Genomic DNA, 17,505 nt, shown 5'->3' with positions numbered 1-17,505 from the left:
GGCCGCCGGCGCTCGGGTACAATCGGGGGCTTCCTGCCCGGCCTCGCCAGCGGCACAAAACTGCCGCGCGCCGCCGGGTGCCGAGTCCCCAGGCCGAGTTCGCCGGCCTGCTTCATGTCTTTCCGGGAACCCATGCATATTCATATCCTTGGCATCTGCGGCACCTTCATGGGCGGCCTGGCGGTGCTGGCCAAGCAGGCCGGCCACCGCGTCACCGGCTGCGATGCCAATGTCTACCCGCCGATGAGCACCCAGCTCGAGGCGCAGGGGATCGAGCTGATCGAAGGCTTCGACCCCGCCCAGCTGTCGCTGCAGCCGGACCTGTTCGTGATCGGCAACGTGGTTTCGCGCGGCAATCCGCTGATGGAAGCCATCCTCGACCGCAACCTGCCATATGTCTCCGGCCCGCAATGGCTGGGCGAGCACGTGCTGGCAAGCAAGTGGGTGCTGGCCGTGGCCGGCACGCACGGCAAGACCACCACTACCTCGATGCTGGCCTGGATCCTGGAGGATGCCGGCTACAACCCGGGCTTCCTGGTGGGTGGGGTGCCGCAGAACTTCGGCATCTCGGCGCGCGTGACCGAATCCGACTTCTTCGTGATCGAGGCCGACGAGTACGACACCGCCTTCTTCGACAAGCGCAGCAAGTTCGTCCACTACCGCCCGCGCACGGCAATCCTGAACAACCTGGAATACGATCACGCCGACATCTTCCCCGATCTGGCGGCGATCGAGACCCAGTTCCACCACCTGGTGCGTACCGTGCCCGGCCAGGGCCGGCTGGTCGTCAACGGCGTGGAAGAGAGCCTGGCCCGCGTGCTGGAGCGCGGCTGCTGGAGCGAGGTCGAGCAGTTCGGCGTGGGCGACTGGCGCGAGAGCGATGCGGCCGGCGCCAAGGCGGCGCCCGGCAAGGACGCTTTCGACGTCTGGTTCGGCAATGCCGTCGCCGGTACCGTGGTGTGGGACCTGCAGGGCACCCACAACCGCATGAACGCGCTGGCGGCGATCGCTGCCGCGCGCCACGTCGGCGTGCCGGTAGCGCAGGCGATCGCGTCGCTCGGGCGCTTCGCCAACGTCAAGCGCCGCATGGAAGTGCGCGGCGTGGTCGATGGCGTGACCGTCTACGACGACTTCGCCCACCACCCGACCGCGATCCAGACCACGCTGGAAGGCCTGCGCCGCCGCGTCGACAATGCCCGCATCCTGGCCGTGCTGGAGCCGCGCTCCAATACCATGAAGCTGGGCGTGATGAAGGCCCAACTGCCGGCCAGCCTGGAGCAGGCCGACCTGGTGTTCGGCTACGGCGCCCCGGCGGGCAAGGACGCGCTCGGCTGGGACCTGGCCGAATCGCTGGCGCCGCTGGGCGCCAAGGCCGGCGCATTCCAGGACCTGGCGGAGCTGGTGCAGGCCGTGCGCGCCGCGGCGCAGCCGGGCGACCACGTGCTGGTGATGAGCAACGGCGGCTTCGGTGGCGTGCACCAGAAGCTGCTGGACGCGCTGGCCCAGCGCTGACCGACGCGAAGGACCGCCATGCTGCTATACCTGCACGGATTCCGCTCTTCGCCGCAGTCGTTCAAGGCCCGGCTGGTGCAGGAGCGCATGCGCGAGTGGGGCGTGGGCCGCTACTACGCCTGCCCCACGCTCAATGTCTCGCCGGAAATGGCCATCGCGCAGGCGGAAGCCGCCATTCGTGCCGCGAAGAGCGCCGCGCAGGCCGGCGGCGACCAGGAAATCGCCATCGTCGGGTCGTCGCTGGGCGGCTTCTATGCGCGCTGGCTGGGCGAGCGCTACGGCTGCAAGACCGTGCTGCTCAACCCGGCCATCCACCCGTGGACCGACCTGGAGCAATACCTGGGCGAGCAGCCGCTGTGGCATGGCGGCGGCTCGGTCAGGGTCGAGCGGCGCCACCTGCAGGAGTTGCTGGATCTGCGCGTGGACACCATCACCCGCCCCGAACGCTATTACCTGATCGCCGCCACCGGCGACGAGGTGCTGGACTACCGTGAAATGGTGGCCGCCTGCCCCGGCGCGAAGATGCGCGTGATCGAGGGCAGCGACCACGGCATCAGCGAATTTGCCGACTACGTCGACGATGTGCTCGCCTTCTGCGGCTATGGCCCGGGCGGCAAGGTGCCGGCAAGCCCAAGCCCAAGCCCGGCATGAGCGCGGAGTCCGCGCGCCGCTGTGGCTGGAGTTCGCACCTGCCTTTCGATGCGGCCATCACGCCCAACCTGCGGCGCTGGGTGACCGGCGATGACGGCTCGCTGACCGCGCGGCTGGTGGCTGCGTCGGAGCGCTTTCGCGTGGCCCGGCTGCTGCAGCGTCCGCTGCGGCCGCTGGCCGACGAATGGCAGGCGCTGGGGCAGGGCGACCGCACCCCCGCGCTGACGCGGGAGGTACTGCTGATCTGCGACGAAATCCCCGCCGTGTTTGCCCACACCGTGGTGCGCCAGCGCCATGCGCGCCGCGACTGGCCGTTCCTGCGCGGGCTGGGCGAGCGCCCGCTGGGCGGGCGGCTGTTCGTCGATCCGATGGTCGCGCGCGACCCCTTCCAGTTTGCGCGGCTGCTGCCGCACCATCCGCTGCGCCAGGCGCTGCAGCGCGTGCTGCCGGCCATGGGGCCGGTGCCCATGCTGCCGGCGCGGCGCTCCGTATTCCGGCGCGGCGACGGCGTCATGCTCGTGACAGAGGTCTTCTTGCCGGAGCTGCTGTCGCGGCCATCCCCGGGGACCAGGGCGGGCGCGATTGCGCGCATCAAAGACCGTGGCCCCGTTTTCACACGCACTGCCGAAGCGAAGAGATAAAACAAGATGAAATTGCAGGGACGGGTTGCCATCATCACCGGTGCCGCCGCCGGTATCGGGTTTGCCACCGCGCAGCGCTTTGCCGCCGACGGTGCCATCGTCGTGCTGTGCGACGTGCAGGAGGCGCGCCTGCGCGAAGCCGCCGACAAGCTGGCCGCCACCGGCGCCACCGTGTCGGCTTACCGGGTCGACGTGACCCGGCGCGACGAGGTCGACGCCATGGTCGCGGCCGTGATGGCCGCACATGGCCGCGTCGATATCCTGGTCAACAACGCCGGCATCACCAAGGATGCGCGCCTGGTCAAGATGACCGAGGCGCAATTCGACGCCGTGATCGACGTCAACCTGAAGGGCGTCTTCAACTGCGCCCAGGCCGTCGCCACCATCATGACCGAGCAGGGCCGGGGCGTAATCCTGAACGCGTCGAGCGTAGTCGGCCTGTACGGCAACTTCGGCCAGACCAATTACGCGGCCAGCAAGTTCGGCGTGATCGGCTTTACCAAGACCTGGGCGCGCGAGCTCGGCCCCAAGGGCGTGCGCGTCAACGCGGTGTGCCCGGGCTTCGTCAACACTGAGATCCTGAAGACCGTGCCGGAGAAGGTGCTCGACGGCATGAAGTCGTCGTGCTGGCTGCGCCGCCTGGCCGAGCCGGCCGAGATCGCCAGCATCTATGCCTTCCTGGCCAGCGACGACGCCAGCTACGTCAACGGTGTGGCGATCGAGGCCAGCGGCGGCATGTCGCTCTGAGGCCTGGCCGGCCCCGGTGCGCCGCCGGTGCATGCCGCCGGTGCGTCCAAAGCGGCGCCGGCCGGGCGCAGGATCGGGGGTGCGGTATCATTCCAGGTCTGCGGCCACGCCGTAATGCTACGGGCGGCGCCCCGGCGCGCAGCTTGTGCGCCCTGCGCGGACCAGCCGGACCAGCCGTATTTGTCCGCACCGTCCGCACCATTTCTCCTACCGGATCCGCTCCAGCGCCGCCCGTGGCGGCCTCGACGCGGTTCCGCGCATTTCTGAAAGTACCGATCGATGCAGTTGCTGTTCGAAGAAGGCGGCGAAATCCGCGCCGGCACCGTGCTGAACCAGCAGGGCGAGGCCTACCAGGTGGAACTGCCGGCCGGCAAGCGCACCAAGGTCAAGTCCCGCGATGTGCTGCTGCAGTTTGCGCAGCCGTCGGCGATCGAGCTGGTGCGCCAGACCGGCGACATGGTGGCGGAGATCGACCTGGACTTCCTGTGGGAGTGCGCGCCCGAGGCCGAGTTCGGCTTCGCCGAGCTGGCCGCCGATTACTACGGCGCCGAGCCCGGCCCGGTGCAGCAGGCGGCGCTGGCGATGGCGCTGCACGGCAACCCGGTGTACTTCCGCCGCAAGGGGCGCGGCCGCTACCAGCGCGCGCCCGAAGACCAGCTCAAGGCGGCGCTGGCCGCGCTCGAGCGCAAGCGTCAGCAGGCGCTGGTGCAGGCCGAGTACGAAGAACAGCTCAAGGCGCTGACGCTGCCGGAATCGTTCCGCAACAAGGTGCTGCAGCTCCTGTTCAAGCCGGACAAGAACAGCCTGGAATTCAAGGCCATGGACGCGGCCTGCACCGCGCTCGGCATGTCGCCGATGCGGCTGATGGTCGCCGCCGGCGGCGTGGCCAGCCCGCGCGCGCTGCATGAGGCCAAGTTCCTGGCCGAGTGCTTCCCCAAGGGCACGGGCTTCCCGGATGCCGACGTGCCCGGGCCGCCCGCCGAGCTGCCGGTGGCCGACGTCGAAGCCTTCTCGATCGACGACGTCACCACCACCGAGATCGACGATGCGCTGTCGGTGACGAAGCTCGCTGACGGCAAGCTGCGCATCGGCATCCATATCGCTGCCCCCGCGCTGGGCATCCGCCGTAGTGAGCCGCTCGACGCGATCGCGCGCCAGCGGCTGTCCACGGTCTACTTCCCTGGCGACAAGATCACCATGCTGCCCGACCCGGTGGTGGAGCGCTACACGCTGCAGGAAGGTCGCGTGTGCCCGGCGCTGTCGCTGTACGTGACGGTGGACCCGAGCGTATGGCTGATCACCGGCAGCGAGACCCGCGCGGAGATGGTGCCGATCGCCGCCAACCTGCGCCACAACCTGCTGGACGACGTCATCACCGAGGCCTCGCTCTCCCAGGGCACCGGCGACTACCCGTTCCGCGATGCGCTGACGCAGCTCTGGCACTTTGCCGGCTACCTGTACGACGAGCGCCAGAAGGCGCGCCTGGCCAGCGGCCTGCGCCCCGAGACGCACAACCGCGCCGACTTCAACTTCTACCTCGACGACCAGCCCGACGGCAGCCAGCGCGTACGCATCGAGCAGCGCAAGCGCGGCTCGCCGCTGGACAAGATCGTGGCCGAGCTGATGATCCTGGCCAACAGCACCTGGGGCAAGCTGCTGGCCGACCACGGCGTGCCGGGTATCTACCGCACGCAGAAGGCATGGGGCATGCACCGCACGCGCATGCAGACCTACCCGGCGCCGCACGAGGGGCTGGGCGTGGCGCAGTACGCGTGGAGCACCTCGCCGCTGCGCCGCTATGTCGACCTGGTCAACCAGTGGCAGATCCTGGCGGTGTCCCAGCACGGCGTGACCGCCAAGCTGGTGGCGCCGTTCAAGCCCAAGGACGCCGACCTGCTGGCCGCGGTGGCCGACTTCGAAGGCACCTACGCCGCCTATGCCGACCACCAGTCGACCATGGAGCGCTACTGGTGCCTGCGCTGGCTCAAGCAGGAAAAGCGCGAGCGCATGATGGCCTCGGTGCTCAAGGAAGGCGCGGTCCGCTTCACCGAGATCCCGCTGGTCACGCGCGTGCCCGAGCTGGCCCAGGCGCAGCGCGGCACCCAGGTGCTGCTGGAGATCGGCGAGACCGACGAAATCACGCTGGAGGTGTCGTGCCGCGTGCTGGAAGTCTTTGCCGGTGAAGGCGAGTTGCCCGAGGAAGAGCTGGAAAGCGACGAGGAAGCCGCTGAAGTGTCGGCCGAAGCCGCTGCCGAGGCCGCGGCGGAGCTGGCCGCCGAACAAGCCGCTGAACAGGCCGCCGGGGTGTCGGGCGAGGCGCCGGAGCAGCCCGCGGGCGAGGACGGCAACGACGAGAACAGCGAGGCGTCGGCCCAGCGCGACACCGGCGGCCCGGCGGCGGGCTGAAGCCTTCGGAAATCGACGGCGCTCACTTACAATGCCAGTCTGATCCGGGGCCCGCGGGCCCCGGTTTGCCATGGCCTGCCGGTCCCGCCCGGCCAGTGCACCCGAGCCCTCCGAGCCCACATCCATCCATCGTGAACGCCGCTTTCGCCGCTCCCCGCCACTGGTGGCATGCCAGGTGGCACAACAGCAGTACGCTGGCCAAGGCGCTGGCGGTATCCCTGGCCGTGCATGCGGTGCTGCTGATGGTGCGGATCGCCGCGCCCGAGGTGTTCGAGATCAAGCGCAGCGACGCCGCGCTGGACGTGGTGCTGGTCAACGCCAAGTCGGCGCAGAAGCCGCGCAACCCGACCGCGCTGGCGCAGGCCAACCTGGATGGCGGCGGCGACCATGACCAGCAGCGCGCCAGCACGCCGCTGCCGGCGCAGACCGTGACGCAGGAAGGCGACCTGGTGCGCCAGGTGCAGCGCCGCGTCGAGCAGCTCGAACAGGAGCAGCAGCGCCTGCTGACCCAGGCGCGCGAACCCGCGCCGGCGGTGCGCAACCAGCCGCTCAAGCCCGGCGAGAGGCGCGAGGACACCCCGCAGCGCGGCCAGGACGAGCGCACCTCGGCCGACGAGATGGCCAAGCTCGAGGCCGAGATCGGCCGCAACCTCGACCACTACGCCAAGCGGCCCAAGCGCTTCCAGCTCACCGCCACCAGTGCGCAGGCGGTCGACTACGCGCAGTATTACGACAGGCTACGCCGCAAGATCGAGGCGCGCGGCACCACCGATTTTCCGCAACGCAACGGCAAGCCGCTGTACGGCCAGCTGATCCTGGTGATCAACGTCAACCGGCTGGGCAAGCTCGGCTACAACCGCGACGGCTACAACGTCGACTCCATCGACGTGGTCAAGAGTTCGGGCGATCCCGCGCTGGACCGCCAGGCCGTGGCGATCGTGCGCGCGGCCGCGCCGTTCGGCGCGTTCACGGCGGAGATGGCGGCGCGCCAGGACATCCTCGAAGTCATTTCCACTTTCAAGTTTTCGCGCAGCGGGCTGGAAACCCGCTTGCAGGCACGCTGATGACATTCACTGCTTCCACTGATTCCTCCCAGCCCACCTCCGGTCGCTATGTGGTGATCGGCAACCCGGTCGCGCACAGCCGCTCGCCGGCGATCCACGCCGCCTTTGCACGCCAGACCGGGGAGGCAGTGCAGTACGACCGGCTGGAGGCGCCGCTGGACGGGTTTGCCAACACCGTGCGCAAGTTCTTTGCCGACGGCGGCTACGGCTGCAACGTCACCGTGCCGTTCAAGCTCGAAGCCTATGACCTGGCCGACCGCCTGACCGAGCGCGCCGAAGCCGCCGGCGCGGTCAACACACTGTGGATCGAAGAGGGCCTGATCCACGGCGACAACACCGACGGCATTGGCCTGGTGCGCGATATCCAGGACAACCTCGACACGCTGATCGAAGGCAAGCGCGTGCTGCTGCTGGGCGCGGGCGGCGCGGCCATGGGCGCGATGCTGCCGCTGATCGAATGCCGCCCGTCGCGCATCGTGGTGGCCAACCGCACCGCCTCGCGCGCCAGCGACATGCTGGAAGAGTTTGTCGAAGCCGCTGACCAGTACGGCGTGGAGCTGTGGGGCGGCGGGCTCGACGCGCTTGAAGGCCTGTCCGAGGACGAGGCCTGCGACGTGGTGATCAACGCCTCGTCCAGCAGCCTGCATGGCGAAGTGCCGCCGGTGCCCGAGCTGCTGCTGGGCGAAGGCGTGCTGGCCTACGACATGATGTACGGCGCCGAGCCCACGGTGTTCCTGCAGTTCGCCGCGCGCTGCGGCGCGCGTACCAGCGACGGCCTGGGCATGCTGGTCGAACAGGCTGCCGAAGCCTTCTACATCTGGCGCGGCGTGCGCCCCCGCACCGCCCCCGTGCTGGCCGAGCTGCGCGCCGCGCTGCAGGCCGAACGCAAGGGCTGACCGGGGCGCCGCCAGCCGTGGCCAACCGCAACCGCGCAGCCAGCGCCAGCCGCGGCGCAGCCCCTGCACGCACGGTGCTCAACCCGGTCCGCTGGCTCGGCTACCTGCTGGGCTGCGTGGCCGCGGGCGTGCTCGCGATGCAGCTGTACTTCTTCGTGCAGATCGCCTCGTGGCAGTACATCAACCCGACGACGACCACCTTCATGCGCGCCGAGCGCTGGCGCCTGTGCGGCCTCAATGTGTGGAACTGCGGCCTCGACCGGCAATGGGTGCCCTATGACCGCATCTCGCGCAACCTCAAGCGCGCGGTGATCGCCAGCGAGGATGCCGACTTCGTCAACCATCCGGGCTATGAGCTGGACGCCATGCTCGATGCCTGGGAGCGCAACAAGAAGCGCGGGCGCATCGTGCGCGGCGGATCGACCATCACGCAGCAGCTGGCCAAGAACCTGTTCCTGTCCTCCGAGCAGCACTACCTGCGCAAGGGGCAGGAGCTGGCGATCACGTGGATGCTCGAGTTCTGGCTCGACAAGCAGCGCATCTACGAGATCTACCTGAATTCGGTGGAGTGGGGCGAGGGCGTGTTCGGCGCGCAGGCCGCGGCGCAGCACTACTTCCGCACCACGGCGGACAAGCTCAGCGTGGGCCAGTCCGCGCGCCTGGCCGCGGCGCTGCCGGCGCCGAAGTGCTTCGACAAGAAGGAATACTGCGCCAACGTGCGCGTGAATTTCCGCGCCAAGGCGGGGATCATCGCGCGGCGGATGGGGGCGGCTACGTTGCCGGACTGACGCCCCCGGTTTCAGCTAAGCCAGCCCTTGCGGCGGAAATACACCAGCGGAATCGCCGCCGACACCGCCATCAGCGCGATCGCCCACGGATACCCCGCGGCCCAGTCCAGCTCCGGCATGATCTTGAAGTTCATGCCGTAGATACTGGCGATCAGCGTGGGCGGCATCAGCGCCACCGATACCACCGAGAACAATTTGATGATCTTGTTCTGGTTGATGTTGATGAAACCGACGGTCGCGTCCATCAGGAAGTTGATCTTGTCGAACAGGAACGCGGTGTGGTTCTCGATCGAGTCAATGTCGCGCAGGATCTGGCGCGCCTCGTCCTGCTGTTCGGCCGACAGCAGCTGGCTGCGCATCAGGAAGGACACCGCGCGGCGCGTGTCCATCACGTTGCGGCGGATGCGCCCGTTCAAGTCTTCCTCGCGGGCGATGGTTTCCAGTACGTCGGCCGCCGCGGCGTCGGTCACGTTCTCGGCCAGCACGCGGCGGCTGGCTTCTTCCAGGCGTTCGTAGACTTCCTCGATCGAATCCGCGGAGTACTCGGCGTCGGTCGCGTACAGGTCCATCAGCACGTCCTTGGCATTGCGTACCGAGCCCGGGCGCATGCGCGCACGCAGTCGCACCAGCCGGAACACCGGCAGGTCTTCGTCGTGGATGGAGAACAGCACGTCGCGCGTCAGCACGAAGGCCACGCGCACGTTGCGCGACACCTCTTCCTCAGCGAGCAGGAAGTCGGTGCGGATATGGATATTCTCGTCCTCGCCCTCGAAGTAGCGCGCCGATGCCTCCAGGTCGCCGAGGTCTTCCAGTTCGGGAAGGGCGACGCCGTAGGCTTCCTTGATCCAGTTCAGCTCTTCGTCGTCGGGATTGACGACGTCGATCCAGATCGGCTTGTGCTGCAGCAGCTCATTGCGCTCGTCGACCTGCTCCTGAGCGAGCCGGCCTTTTTGCAGGACGAACAGGTTGATCATCCCCGGGATTCCTTATTACTGATTGCGACGAAAAACAAAGACAAGCGCGAAGACAAGCGCAGGCGGCTCGCCGCATCCCAGGTGCTCCGTCATGCCCTCTCATGGCCTTGCGACGAGCTGCAAGGCAGCCGCAATGACCGGGCCACGGGCAAGCGTGATCGCGCTGTGCCGCGGCTGCCGGACTCAGTAGACTCGGCACAGCGGTACAAGGCGATGGCGTTTGCCTGGGTTGGCTGGCTAGCCGGGAGAGGGAAGATCCGCAACAATGCGGCGCGCATGGATGGCGCCGCCGGTGGCACGGAAAGACACTCGCCCGCAGTGTTCTGCTGCGGGCGAGGCCGACGAGGCGCGGAGCCGGGTGCTCCGGGCGGGTCGTCGTTACGCAGCCCGCAGTGACATGGCATTCGCAGAGGTCGCAGCGCTGCTGCGGCAACTCGAACACCCGATGCTACTGCCCACGTAATTTCTCCGGGATTGTGATGGCCGCGAGTGTAGCCCAACGAAGGGTGGCTTGTTAAGTGAAATCTCCGCGTCCGGGCGTGCACTGTCGCGCCAGGTCCGGGTCACCGCGGCGTCACCCGGCGAAACCCCGCAGCCGGCGCCACAGCAGCGGCGCCAGCATCACCGAGGACAGCGCCAGGAACATCAGCACGATTGCCGCGTAGTCCTGCCAGTGCGGCTGCTCGCCCAGCAGCCACATGCCCGAGAACACCCCGACCACCGGAATGAACATGATCGACAGGCTCGACACCACCGGCGGCAGGCTGCGCGCCAGCCCGAACCAGACCAGGTGGCAGAAGGCGAAGACCACCACCGCGTTGTAGGCGATCGCCCCCCACTCGATGGCCGTGGGCAAGCGCCAGCCGTCTTCCAGCAGCAGCGAGCCGGCCAGCAGGAAGGGCAGCGTGATCGCCAGCATCCAGAAGGTCATGGCGCCGATCGGCACGCTGGTCTGGGTGCGTTTCATCAACTGGGTGCCAAAGCCCCAGCCGGCCGCGGCCAGCAGCATCAGCAGCGTGCCGGCGGGGCTGCCGGTCAGCGCGCTGATCTCGCCCGACAGCAGCAGCACGGTGCCGGTCAGCGCGCAGCCGATGCCGAACCAGGCCCAGCCGCTGATACGCTCGCGGAAGAACACCAGCCCCCACACCACCGCCCAGATCGGCATGGTGTAGCCCAGGATGGCGGCCCGGCCCGACGACAGCATCTTGACCGCGACGATGGCAAACAGGTGCCAGACGACCATGTTGGGGAGGGCCAGGCGGAACACCGTGCCCCATTCGCGGCGCGGCACCGCCAGCGAGTCGCCGCGCAGTCGCAGCGCCAGGCCCAGCGCCAGCAGGCCGCCGGCCATGCACAGCAGCCGGAAACCCAAGGGCGGAAAATGCGCGACGCCCACTTTCATCACGGGCCAGTTGATCCCCCAGGCAAAGGTAAGGACGACGAGAAGGAAAACACCGCGGCGATCGAGAGACATGGAGGAGGGCGGCTGGCTGTGCGCGATGCCGCTCTTTGTTTTGAGAGGAAGCGCAAAACGATAGCACGCAGCGGGTAAAATTGCCGGAAGCGACATATGCTGCAAGGGATGAATGATTTTCACGCCGCTGCAGCCAACCGCGCCGGCCGGTCCAGTGGGGCGCCGGCGCCACCAGGAATACCGAGTATCCATGACCTTCACCGAGCAGCTTGCTGCCGCCTGGCAGCGCAACGATTCCCTTCTGTGCGTCGGGCTCGATCCTGACCCGCAGAAGCTGCCGCTGTCCCTGACCGGAGCGGGCGGTGCCATCTTCTCGTTCTGCCGCGAGATCGTCGACGCTACCGCCGACCTGGTCTGCGCGTTCAAGCCACAGATCGCGTACTTCCACTCACAGCGCGCCGAGGACCAGCTCGAACAGCTGATCCACTACATCCACGACGCCCACCCCGGCATCCCGGTGATCCTGGACGCCAAGCGCGGCGATATCGGCTCGACCGCCGAGCACTATGCGCTGGAGGCCTTCGAGCGCTACAAGGCCGACGCGGTCACGGTCAGTCCGTACATGGGTTTCGATTCGATGCAGCCGTACCTGGCCTATCCGGGCCGCGGCGTGATCGTGCTGTGCCGCACCTCCAATCCGGGCGGCTCCGACGTGCAGTTCCTGCAGGTCGACGGCAAGCCGCTGTACCAGGTGGTGGCCGAGGCGGCGCGCGAGCGCTGGAACACCACCGGACAGATGGGGCTGGTGGTGGGGGCGACGTTCCCGAACGAGATCGCGCGAGTGCGGCAGATCGTGGGCGATATGCCGCTGCTGATCCCGGGGATCGGCGCGCAGGGCGGGGATATCGAAGCCACGGTCAAGGCCGGGCGCACGGCGGATGGCACGGGGATGATGATCAATTCGTCGCGCGCCATTCTCTACGCCAGCCGCGAGAAGGACTTTGCCACGGCGGCGCGCAATGTCGCACTGCAGACGCGGGAGACGATCAACCGCTATCGCCACGGCTGAGGCCGGGCGGCAGGGCAGAAAAAAAACCGCGCCGGGAACGGCGCGGTTTTTCTATTGGGTGGCGCGAGGCTGGCGTCAGCGGTGTCAGGCCTCGTTTCGCAGCAGCTCCAGCAGCCCCCGCATCGCATGCTCCGCCGCCTGGCGGCGGATCTGCCCGCGGTCGCCACGAAAGCGCTGCGTCTCGGTAAGGGTCGTAATGCGGTTGCTCCAGCCGAAGCACACCATCCCCACCGGTTTTTCCGACGTGCCGCCGTTAGGCCCGGCCACGCCGGTGATCGACAGCGACACCTGGGCGCGACTATTGAGCAGCGCGCCCTCGGCCATGGCGTGCGCCACTTCCTCGCTGACCGCACCGTGGTCGCGGATCAGCTTGGCGGGCACGCCCAGCATGGTGCTCTTGGCCTCATTGGAGTAGGTGACGAAGCCGCGCTCGAACCAGCCGGACGAGCCCGATACATCGGTGATGGCGGCTGCCACCAGCCCGCCGGTGCAGGATTCGGCGGTGGCCAGCATCAGCGATTTGTCGGCAAGGGCGACACCGGCCTGGATGGCGAGCTGGTCGAGCAGGCGGCTGACGGACATGATGGGCTCGGGGTTAATTTTTCAGGAACAGGCGGGCGATGCGCGCGGATCGTGGCGGGCTGGCTCAGAACGAGCGCCACAGCGCAAACACCAGCAGGGTGTAGAAGGCGGCAAAGATATCGTCGAACATCACGCCGAAGCCGCCGCGCAGGCCCGGCCCCTTGAGCGTGCGGTCGTAATAGCCGATCGGGGCGGGCTTGGCGATATCGAACAGCCGGAACCACAGGAAGGCGGCGAACTGCCCCCAGAACCCGGTCGGCGTGACAAAGGTCAGCACCAGCCAGAAGGCAATGATCTCGTCCCAGACCATGCTGCCGTGATCGTGCACGCCCATGTCGCGCGCGGTCTTGGCGCAGGCCCACAGGCCGACCAGGAAGCCGCCGCCGATGATCCACAACCAGGTGGTGGGCTCGATCCACAGCGAGATCACCACGAACGACAGCCAGGCATAGAGGGTGCCCACCGTGCCGGGGCTGAAGGGCGACAGGCCCGAGCCGAAGCCGAACGCGATCAGGTGAGCCGGATGCGCCAGCATGAAGCGGGCGGTGGGGCGCGTGACCTTGACGGTCTGGCCGGCTTCCAGGGTCAGGGCGGGGTCGCGCGGCGCGGCCCCGGGAGGCAAGGTGGACATCAATTTGGCTCGTGTGATGCGGGTGCTGCTTATGGTTATGGCCGGCTGCGCTGCATGTTGCGGGACTCCCGTGCCCGCGCGGCGCGCCGATGCCGGCATCATGACACGCCTGTGCCCCGGTGTCAGGGGGAAGCGAAATGGTCGAAGCTGGTGCCCTCGTACCGGGTGGGGTTGCCGGCGCTGTCGACCAGCCGCAGGCCCGGCTCCGGCGTGATCGTGCCGACGCGTGCCAGCGGCAGGGCGAGCCGCTCGCTGATCGCGGCGATGGCGTCGCGGTTGCCCACCGGGGCAGTGAAGCAAAGCTCGTAGTCATCGCCGCCGGCCAGCACGCATTCGCGCTGGATCGGCTCCGGCTGGCTGGCCAGCACCGCCGAGCGCGGCAGCGCATCGACGTCCACCAACGCGCCGACCTGCGAGCGCGCCAGGATATGGCCGAGGTCGCCGACCAGCCCGTCGGAAATATCGAGTGCGGCATGCGCCACGCCGCGCAGCGCCATGCCGAGCGCCACGCGCGGGGTGGGCGTGTCCATGCGGGGGCGGACCTGGCTGAACTCGGGCTCGGGCAGCAGCCATTCGCCGCGGCAGTCGCCCAGCGCCAGGCGCGCGTCGCCGAGCGTGCCAGAAATCCAGATATCGTCGCCGGGGCGTGCGGCATCGCGCCGCAGCGCGGCGCGCACCGGTACGTCGCCGAACACCGTCAGCGACAGCGTCAGCGGCCCGCGCGTGGTGTCGCCGCCGACCAGCTCGCAGCCATGTGCGTCCGCCAGCGCCAGCATGCCTTCGGCCAGGTCGGCCAGCCAGGCGGGATCGGCCTCAGGCAGGGCCAGCGCCAGCGTGAAGGCGCGCGGCTCGGCGCCCATCGCGGCCAGGTCGGACAGGTTCACGGCCAGCGCCTTGTGGCCGAGCGCGCGCGGCGCCACGTCCGGGAAGAAATGCCGGCCGCTGACCAGCATGTCGGTGCTGATGGCCAGGTGGTGGCCGGGGCGACCCTCGATCAGCGCGCAGTCGTCGCCCACGCCCAGCGCGGCCTTGCGCACCGGCCGCGTGAAATAACGGCGGATCAGGTCGAACTCGGAAAGCTGGGCGGGGTGAGGGTCGGACATCGCTGTGGACTAGGAGTGGCCCGGCCGGCACGGACGGGAAGGCAGGAGCGGGCTCGCGGGACGTTGCAGGATGCAGCGTGAGGTGACCGCGGCGCGCGCAGCGCGTCAGGATGGGGCGCCCGCGGCGTTTCAGCAAGATACTGCCGCGCATGACAGCCATGACTGCAGCGGTTCACCCTGCATCCGCCGGGCGGCGCTACGCTTGCTGGTATTGGTACCCGGGTTGGGGCATATTGTACCGAAACGCAAAGGTGCCCCAAGCAAAAGGCTTATTGTGAAATAGTATTTCACTATATAAAATGCTGGGTTCCAAAGGAAGAGAAGGGCGGACACGTGGAGCCGGTCCGCCGATCGTCCCTGCCACGTCAATGACGGCTCCACCGATTGGAAGATGCGCCGATGACCAGCCCTCAGCAGTCCCCGTCCCAAGACGATCTGAAACAGCAGCAGCGTGAGGCGCTGCGCAAAGCGGCGCTCGAGTATCACGAGTTTCCGACCCCCGGCAAGATCTCCGTCACCCCGACCAAGCCGCTGTCGAACCAGCGCGACCTGGCCCTGGCCTACTCGCCGGGCGTGGCCGCAGCTTGTGAAGAAATCGTTGTCGATCAGGCCAACTCCTTCCGCTACACCGCGCGCGGCAACCTGGTGGCCGTGATCACCAACGGCACCGCCGTGCTGGGCCTGGGCGACATCGGTGCCGCGGCCTCCAAGCCGGTGATGGAAGGCAAGGCCGGCCTGTTCAAGAAGTTTGCCGGTATCGATGTGTTCGATATCGAGGTCGACGAGAAGGACCCCGAGAAGCTGGTCCAGATCATCGCCGCGCTCGAACCGACCTTCGGCGGCATCAACCTGGAAGACATCAAGGCACCGGAATGCTTCTACGTCGAGCGCAAGCTGCGCGAGAAGATGAAGATCCCCGTCTTCCACGACGACCAGCACGGCACCGCCATCGTGGTGGCCGCGGCCATCATCAACGGCCTGAAGGTGGTCGGCAAGGACATCAAAAAGGTCAAGCTGGTTGCCTCGGGCGCCGGCGCGGCCGCGCTGGCCTGCCTGGACCTGCTGGTCGACATCGGCCTGCCGATCGAGAACATCTGGGTGACCGACCTGGCCGGCGTGGTCTATGAAGGCCGCACCGAGCTGATGGACCCGGAAAAGGCGCGCTTCTCGCAGAAGACCGACAAGCGCAAGCTGGCCGAAGTGATCGACGGCGCCGACATCTTCCTGGGCCTGTCCGCCGCGGGCGTGCTCAAGCAGGACATGGTCCAGCGCATGGCCGACAAGCCGCTGGTGCTGGCACTGGCCAACCCGAACCCGGAAATCGCGCCGGAACTGGTCAAGGAAGTGCGCCCGGACGCCGTGATGGCCACCGGCCGTACCGACTACCCGAACCAGGTCAACAACGTCCTGTGCTTCCCGTTCATCTTCCGCGGTGCGCTCGATTGCGGCGCCACCACCATCACGCGCGAGATGGAAATCGCCGCGGCCAATGCGCTGGCCGAGCTGGCGCGCCAGGAGCAGAGCGACATCGTCGCCACGGCCTACGGCATCCAGGACCTGTCGTTCGGCCCTGAGTACCTGATCCCGAAGCCGTTCGATCCGCGCCTGATCGTCAAGGTGGCCCCGGCCGTGGCGGAAGCCGCGATGAAGTCGGGCGTGGCCGCCCGTCCGATCGAGGACATGGACGCCTACCGCCTGCAGCTGCAGCAGTTCGTGTACCACTCCGGCACGCTGATGAAGCCGATCTACGCCGCCGCGCGCAAGGTCGAGATGGACAGGAAGCGCATCGTCTTCGCCGAGGGCGAGGAAGAGCGCGTGCTGCGCGCGGTGCAGGTGATCGTCGACGAAAAGCTGGCCAACCCGATCCTGATCGGCCGCCCGGCCGTGCTGCAGCACCGCATCGAGCGCTTCGGCCTGCGCCTGCGCCCCGGCGTGGACTTCACCGTGGTCAACCCCGAGCACGACGAGCGCTTCCGCGACTATTCCGACGCCTATTACCGCATGATGGCGCGCGAGGGCATCACGCCCCAGTACGCCAAGCTGGAACTGCGCCGCCGCACCACGCTGATCGGCGCCATGCTGGTCAAGCAGGGCGAGGCCGACGGCATGATCTGCGGCACGGTCAGCAACACCGCGGCGCACCTGCGTTATATCGACCAGGTGCTGGGCGGCACCAACAAGGTCTACGCGGCGATGAACGGCCTGGTGCTGCCGGGCCGCCAGATCTTCCTGGTCGACACGCACGTCAACGTCGACCCGACCGCCGAAGAACTGGCCCAGATCACGCTGATGGCCGCCGAAGAACTGAAGCGCTTCGGCATCGAGCCCAAGGTCGCGCTGCTGTCGCATTCGAACTTCGGCTCGTCCGAGGCGCCTTCGGCCCGCAAGATGCGCGATACCCTCGCCATCCTGCGCGATCGCGCGCCGGAACTGGAGGTCGACGGCGAAATGCACGGCGACAGCGCGCTCGACCAGAAGCTGCGCGACCAGCTGGTGCCTGACGGCACGCTCAACGGCGAAGCCAACCTGCTGGTGTGTCCGAACATCGATGCGGCCAATATCTCGTACAACCTGCTCAAGGTTGCCGCGGGCAACAACGTCGCGATCGGGCCGATCCTGCTGGGCGTGAAGGCGCCGGTGCACATCCTGACGCCGTCGGCGACGGTGCGCCGCATCGTCAACATGACCTCGCTGGTCGTCGTCGACGCTGCCGCCGCCAAGCGTTAATCCGTCGCATCACAATTGTGGCGAAAAGCCGGGCTTGCCCGGCTTTTTTGTGTCCATCTGCCAACAGTTAGTATGCGCACACATACGCTTAACATATTGAAACAATTGAGGAAATGGCGCTGCCCGTGGACCGGGATTGATTAATTGCGTGCATGCGCGTAACCTTACGCCTTTGATACAGTACAGGCGCTCGCCATGAGCGCCCCGGTGCGGCCGGCATCCATCGCGCTCCTGACCAGGTGGCGCAGGGCGCGGGCCAGGGTGGCCCGGACAGATCGTCTACCCAACCAGCGGCAGGCT

At 67.8% G+C, this 17,505-nt stretch carries 15 protein-coding genes; 10 read left to right on the top strand and 5 right to left on the bottom strand.

All coding sequences use genetic code 11. The annotated features are described in order from the left end of the window. Positions 1 to 132 precede the first annotated feature (132 nt). The 8 genes from mpl to mtgA all read left to right on the top strand — a co-directional run bounded on the left by mpl (position 133) and on the right by mtgA (position 8,705). Positions 133 to 1,512, top strand: coding sequence for a UDP-N-acetylmuramate:L-alanyl-gamma-D-glutamyl-meso-diaminopimelate ligase (gene mpl, locus K307_RS43390; protein WP_042887221.1), 1,380 nt, complete (start codon positions 133 to 135; stop codon positions 1,510 to 1,512). An 18-nt stretch (positions 1,513 to 1,530) separates the two neighbouring features. Then, a complete protein-coding gene (locus K307_RS43385; RefSeq protein WP_042887220.1) occupies positions 1,531 to 2,163 on the top strand; it encodes a YqiA/YcfP family alpha/beta fold hydrolase in 633 nt (210 codons plus the stop codon). Beyond that, on the top strand, positions 2,160 to 2,804 hold the full coding sequence (locus K307_RS43380) for a chorismate--pyruvate lyase family protein (protein ID WP_042887219.1): 645 nt from the start codon (positions 2,160 to 2,162) through the stop codon (positions 2,802 to 2,804). Before K307_RS43385 ends, K307_RS43380 begins: the two co-directional genes overlap by 4 nt. 6 nt (positions 2,805 to 2,810) lie before the next feature. Continuing rightward, positions 2,811 to 3,551: a 3-oxoacyl-ACP reductase FabG gene (gene fabG, locus K307_RS43375; protein ID WP_042887216.1), complete on the top strand. Its 741-nt coding sequence runs from the start codon at positions 2,811 to 2,813 to the stop codon at positions 3,549 to 3,551. Between the two features lie 279 nt (positions 3,552 to 3,830). Further along, positions 3,831 to 5,957 (top strand): ribonuclease catalytic domain-containing protein, encoded by a 2,127-nt coding sequence (locus K307_RS43370; RefSeq protein ID WP_042887215.1) that lies wholly within the window; start codon positions 3,831 to 3,833, stop codon positions 5,955 to 5,957. A gap of 131 nt (positions 5,958 to 6,088) precedes the next feature. Further along, complete coding sequence (locus K307_RS43365) at positions 6,089 to 7,021, top strand: energy transducer TonB (RefSeq protein WP_042887213.1); 933 nt, start codon at positions 6,089 to 6,091, stop codon at positions 7,019 to 7,021. Next, positions 7,021 to 7,917 (top strand): shikimate dehydrogenase, encoded by an 897-nt coding sequence (aroE, locus tag K307_RS43360; RefSeq protein WP_042887212.1) that lies wholly within the window; start codon positions 7,021 to 7,023, stop codon positions 7,915 to 7,917. Before K307_RS43365 ends, aroE begins: the two co-directional genes overlap by 1 nt. A gap of 17 nt (positions 7,918 to 7,934) precedes the next feature. Beyond that, a complete protein-coding gene (mtgA, locus tag K307_RS43355) occupies positions 7,935 to 8,705 on the top strand; it encodes a monofunctional biosynthetic peptidoglycan transglycosylase (RefSeq protein WP_042887210.1) in 771 nt (256 codons plus the stop codon). An 11-nt stretch (positions 8,706 to 8,716) separates the two neighbouring features. Here the strand turns inward: mtgA and corA are convergent, their stop codons facing one another. Together corA and K307_RS43345 are read right to left on the bottom strand one after the other, a co-directional pair. Next, on the bottom strand, positions 8,717 to 9,679 hold the full coding sequence (gene corA, locus K307_RS43350; protein WP_042887208.1) for a magnesium/cobalt transporter CorA: 963 nt from the start codon (positions 9,677 to 9,679) through the stop codon (positions 8,717 to 8,719). Between the two features lie 574 nt (positions 9,680 to 10,253). Beyond that, positions 10,254 to 11,153, bottom strand: a complete 900-nt coding sequence (locus tag K307_RS43345; RefSeq protein ID WP_042887207.1) for a DMT family transporter — start codon at positions 11,151 to 11,153, stop codon at positions 10,254 to 10,256. Between the two features lie 190 nt (positions 11,154 to 11,343). Here K307_RS43345 and pyrF point away from each other — a divergent pair, with 190 nt between their 5' ends. Further along, positions 11,344 to 12,162, top strand: coding sequence for an orotidine-5'-phosphate decarboxylase (pyrF, locus tag K307_RS43340; protein WP_042888128.1), 819 nt, complete (start codon positions 11,344 to 11,346; stop codon positions 12,160 to 12,162). An 84-nt stretch (positions 12,163 to 12,246) separates the two neighbouring features. Here the strand turns inward: pyrF and K307_RS43335 are convergent, their stop codons facing one another. The 3 genes from K307_RS43335 to thiL all read right to left on the bottom strand — a co-directional run bounded on the left by K307_RS43335 (position 12,247) and on the right by thiL (position 14,478). After that, entirely contained in the window at positions 12,247 to 12,744 is a 498-nt protein-coding gene (locus K307_RS43335) for a CinA family protein (protein WP_042887206.1), read from the bottom strand. A 64-nt stretch (positions 12,745 to 12,808) separates the two neighbouring features. Continuing rightward, positions 12,809 to 13,375 (bottom strand): phosphatidylglycerophosphatase A, encoded by a 567-nt coding sequence (locus K307_RS43330; RefSeq protein WP_042887205.1) that lies wholly within the window; start codon positions 13,373 to 13,375, stop codon positions 12,809 to 12,811. 122 nt (positions 13,376 to 13,497) lie between these two features. After that, positions 13,498 to 14,478 (bottom strand): thiamine-phosphate kinase, encoded by a 981-nt coding sequence (gene thiL / locus K307_RS43325; RefSeq protein WP_042887204.1) that lies wholly within the window; start codon positions 14,476 to 14,478, stop codon positions 13,498 to 13,500. Positions 14,479 to 14,877: 399 nt separating this feature from the next. Between thiL and K307_RS43320 the strand changes: the two genes are divergently transcribed. Further along, a complete protein-coding gene (locus K307_RS43320) occupies positions 14,878 to 17,205 on the top strand; it encodes an NADP-dependent malic enzyme (RefSeq protein ID WP_042887203.1) in 2,328 nt (775 codons plus the stop codon). Positions 17,206 to 17,505: the final 300 nt, after the last annotated feature.

This window comes from Cupriavidus necator A5-1 (assembly GCF_000744095.1).
Classification (GTDB): Bacteria; Pseudomonadota; Gammaproteobacteria; order Burkholderiales; family Burkholderiaceae; genus Cupriavidus; species Cupriavidus necator_A.
This window is presented reverse-complemented; position numbering and strand designations above follow the sequence as displayed.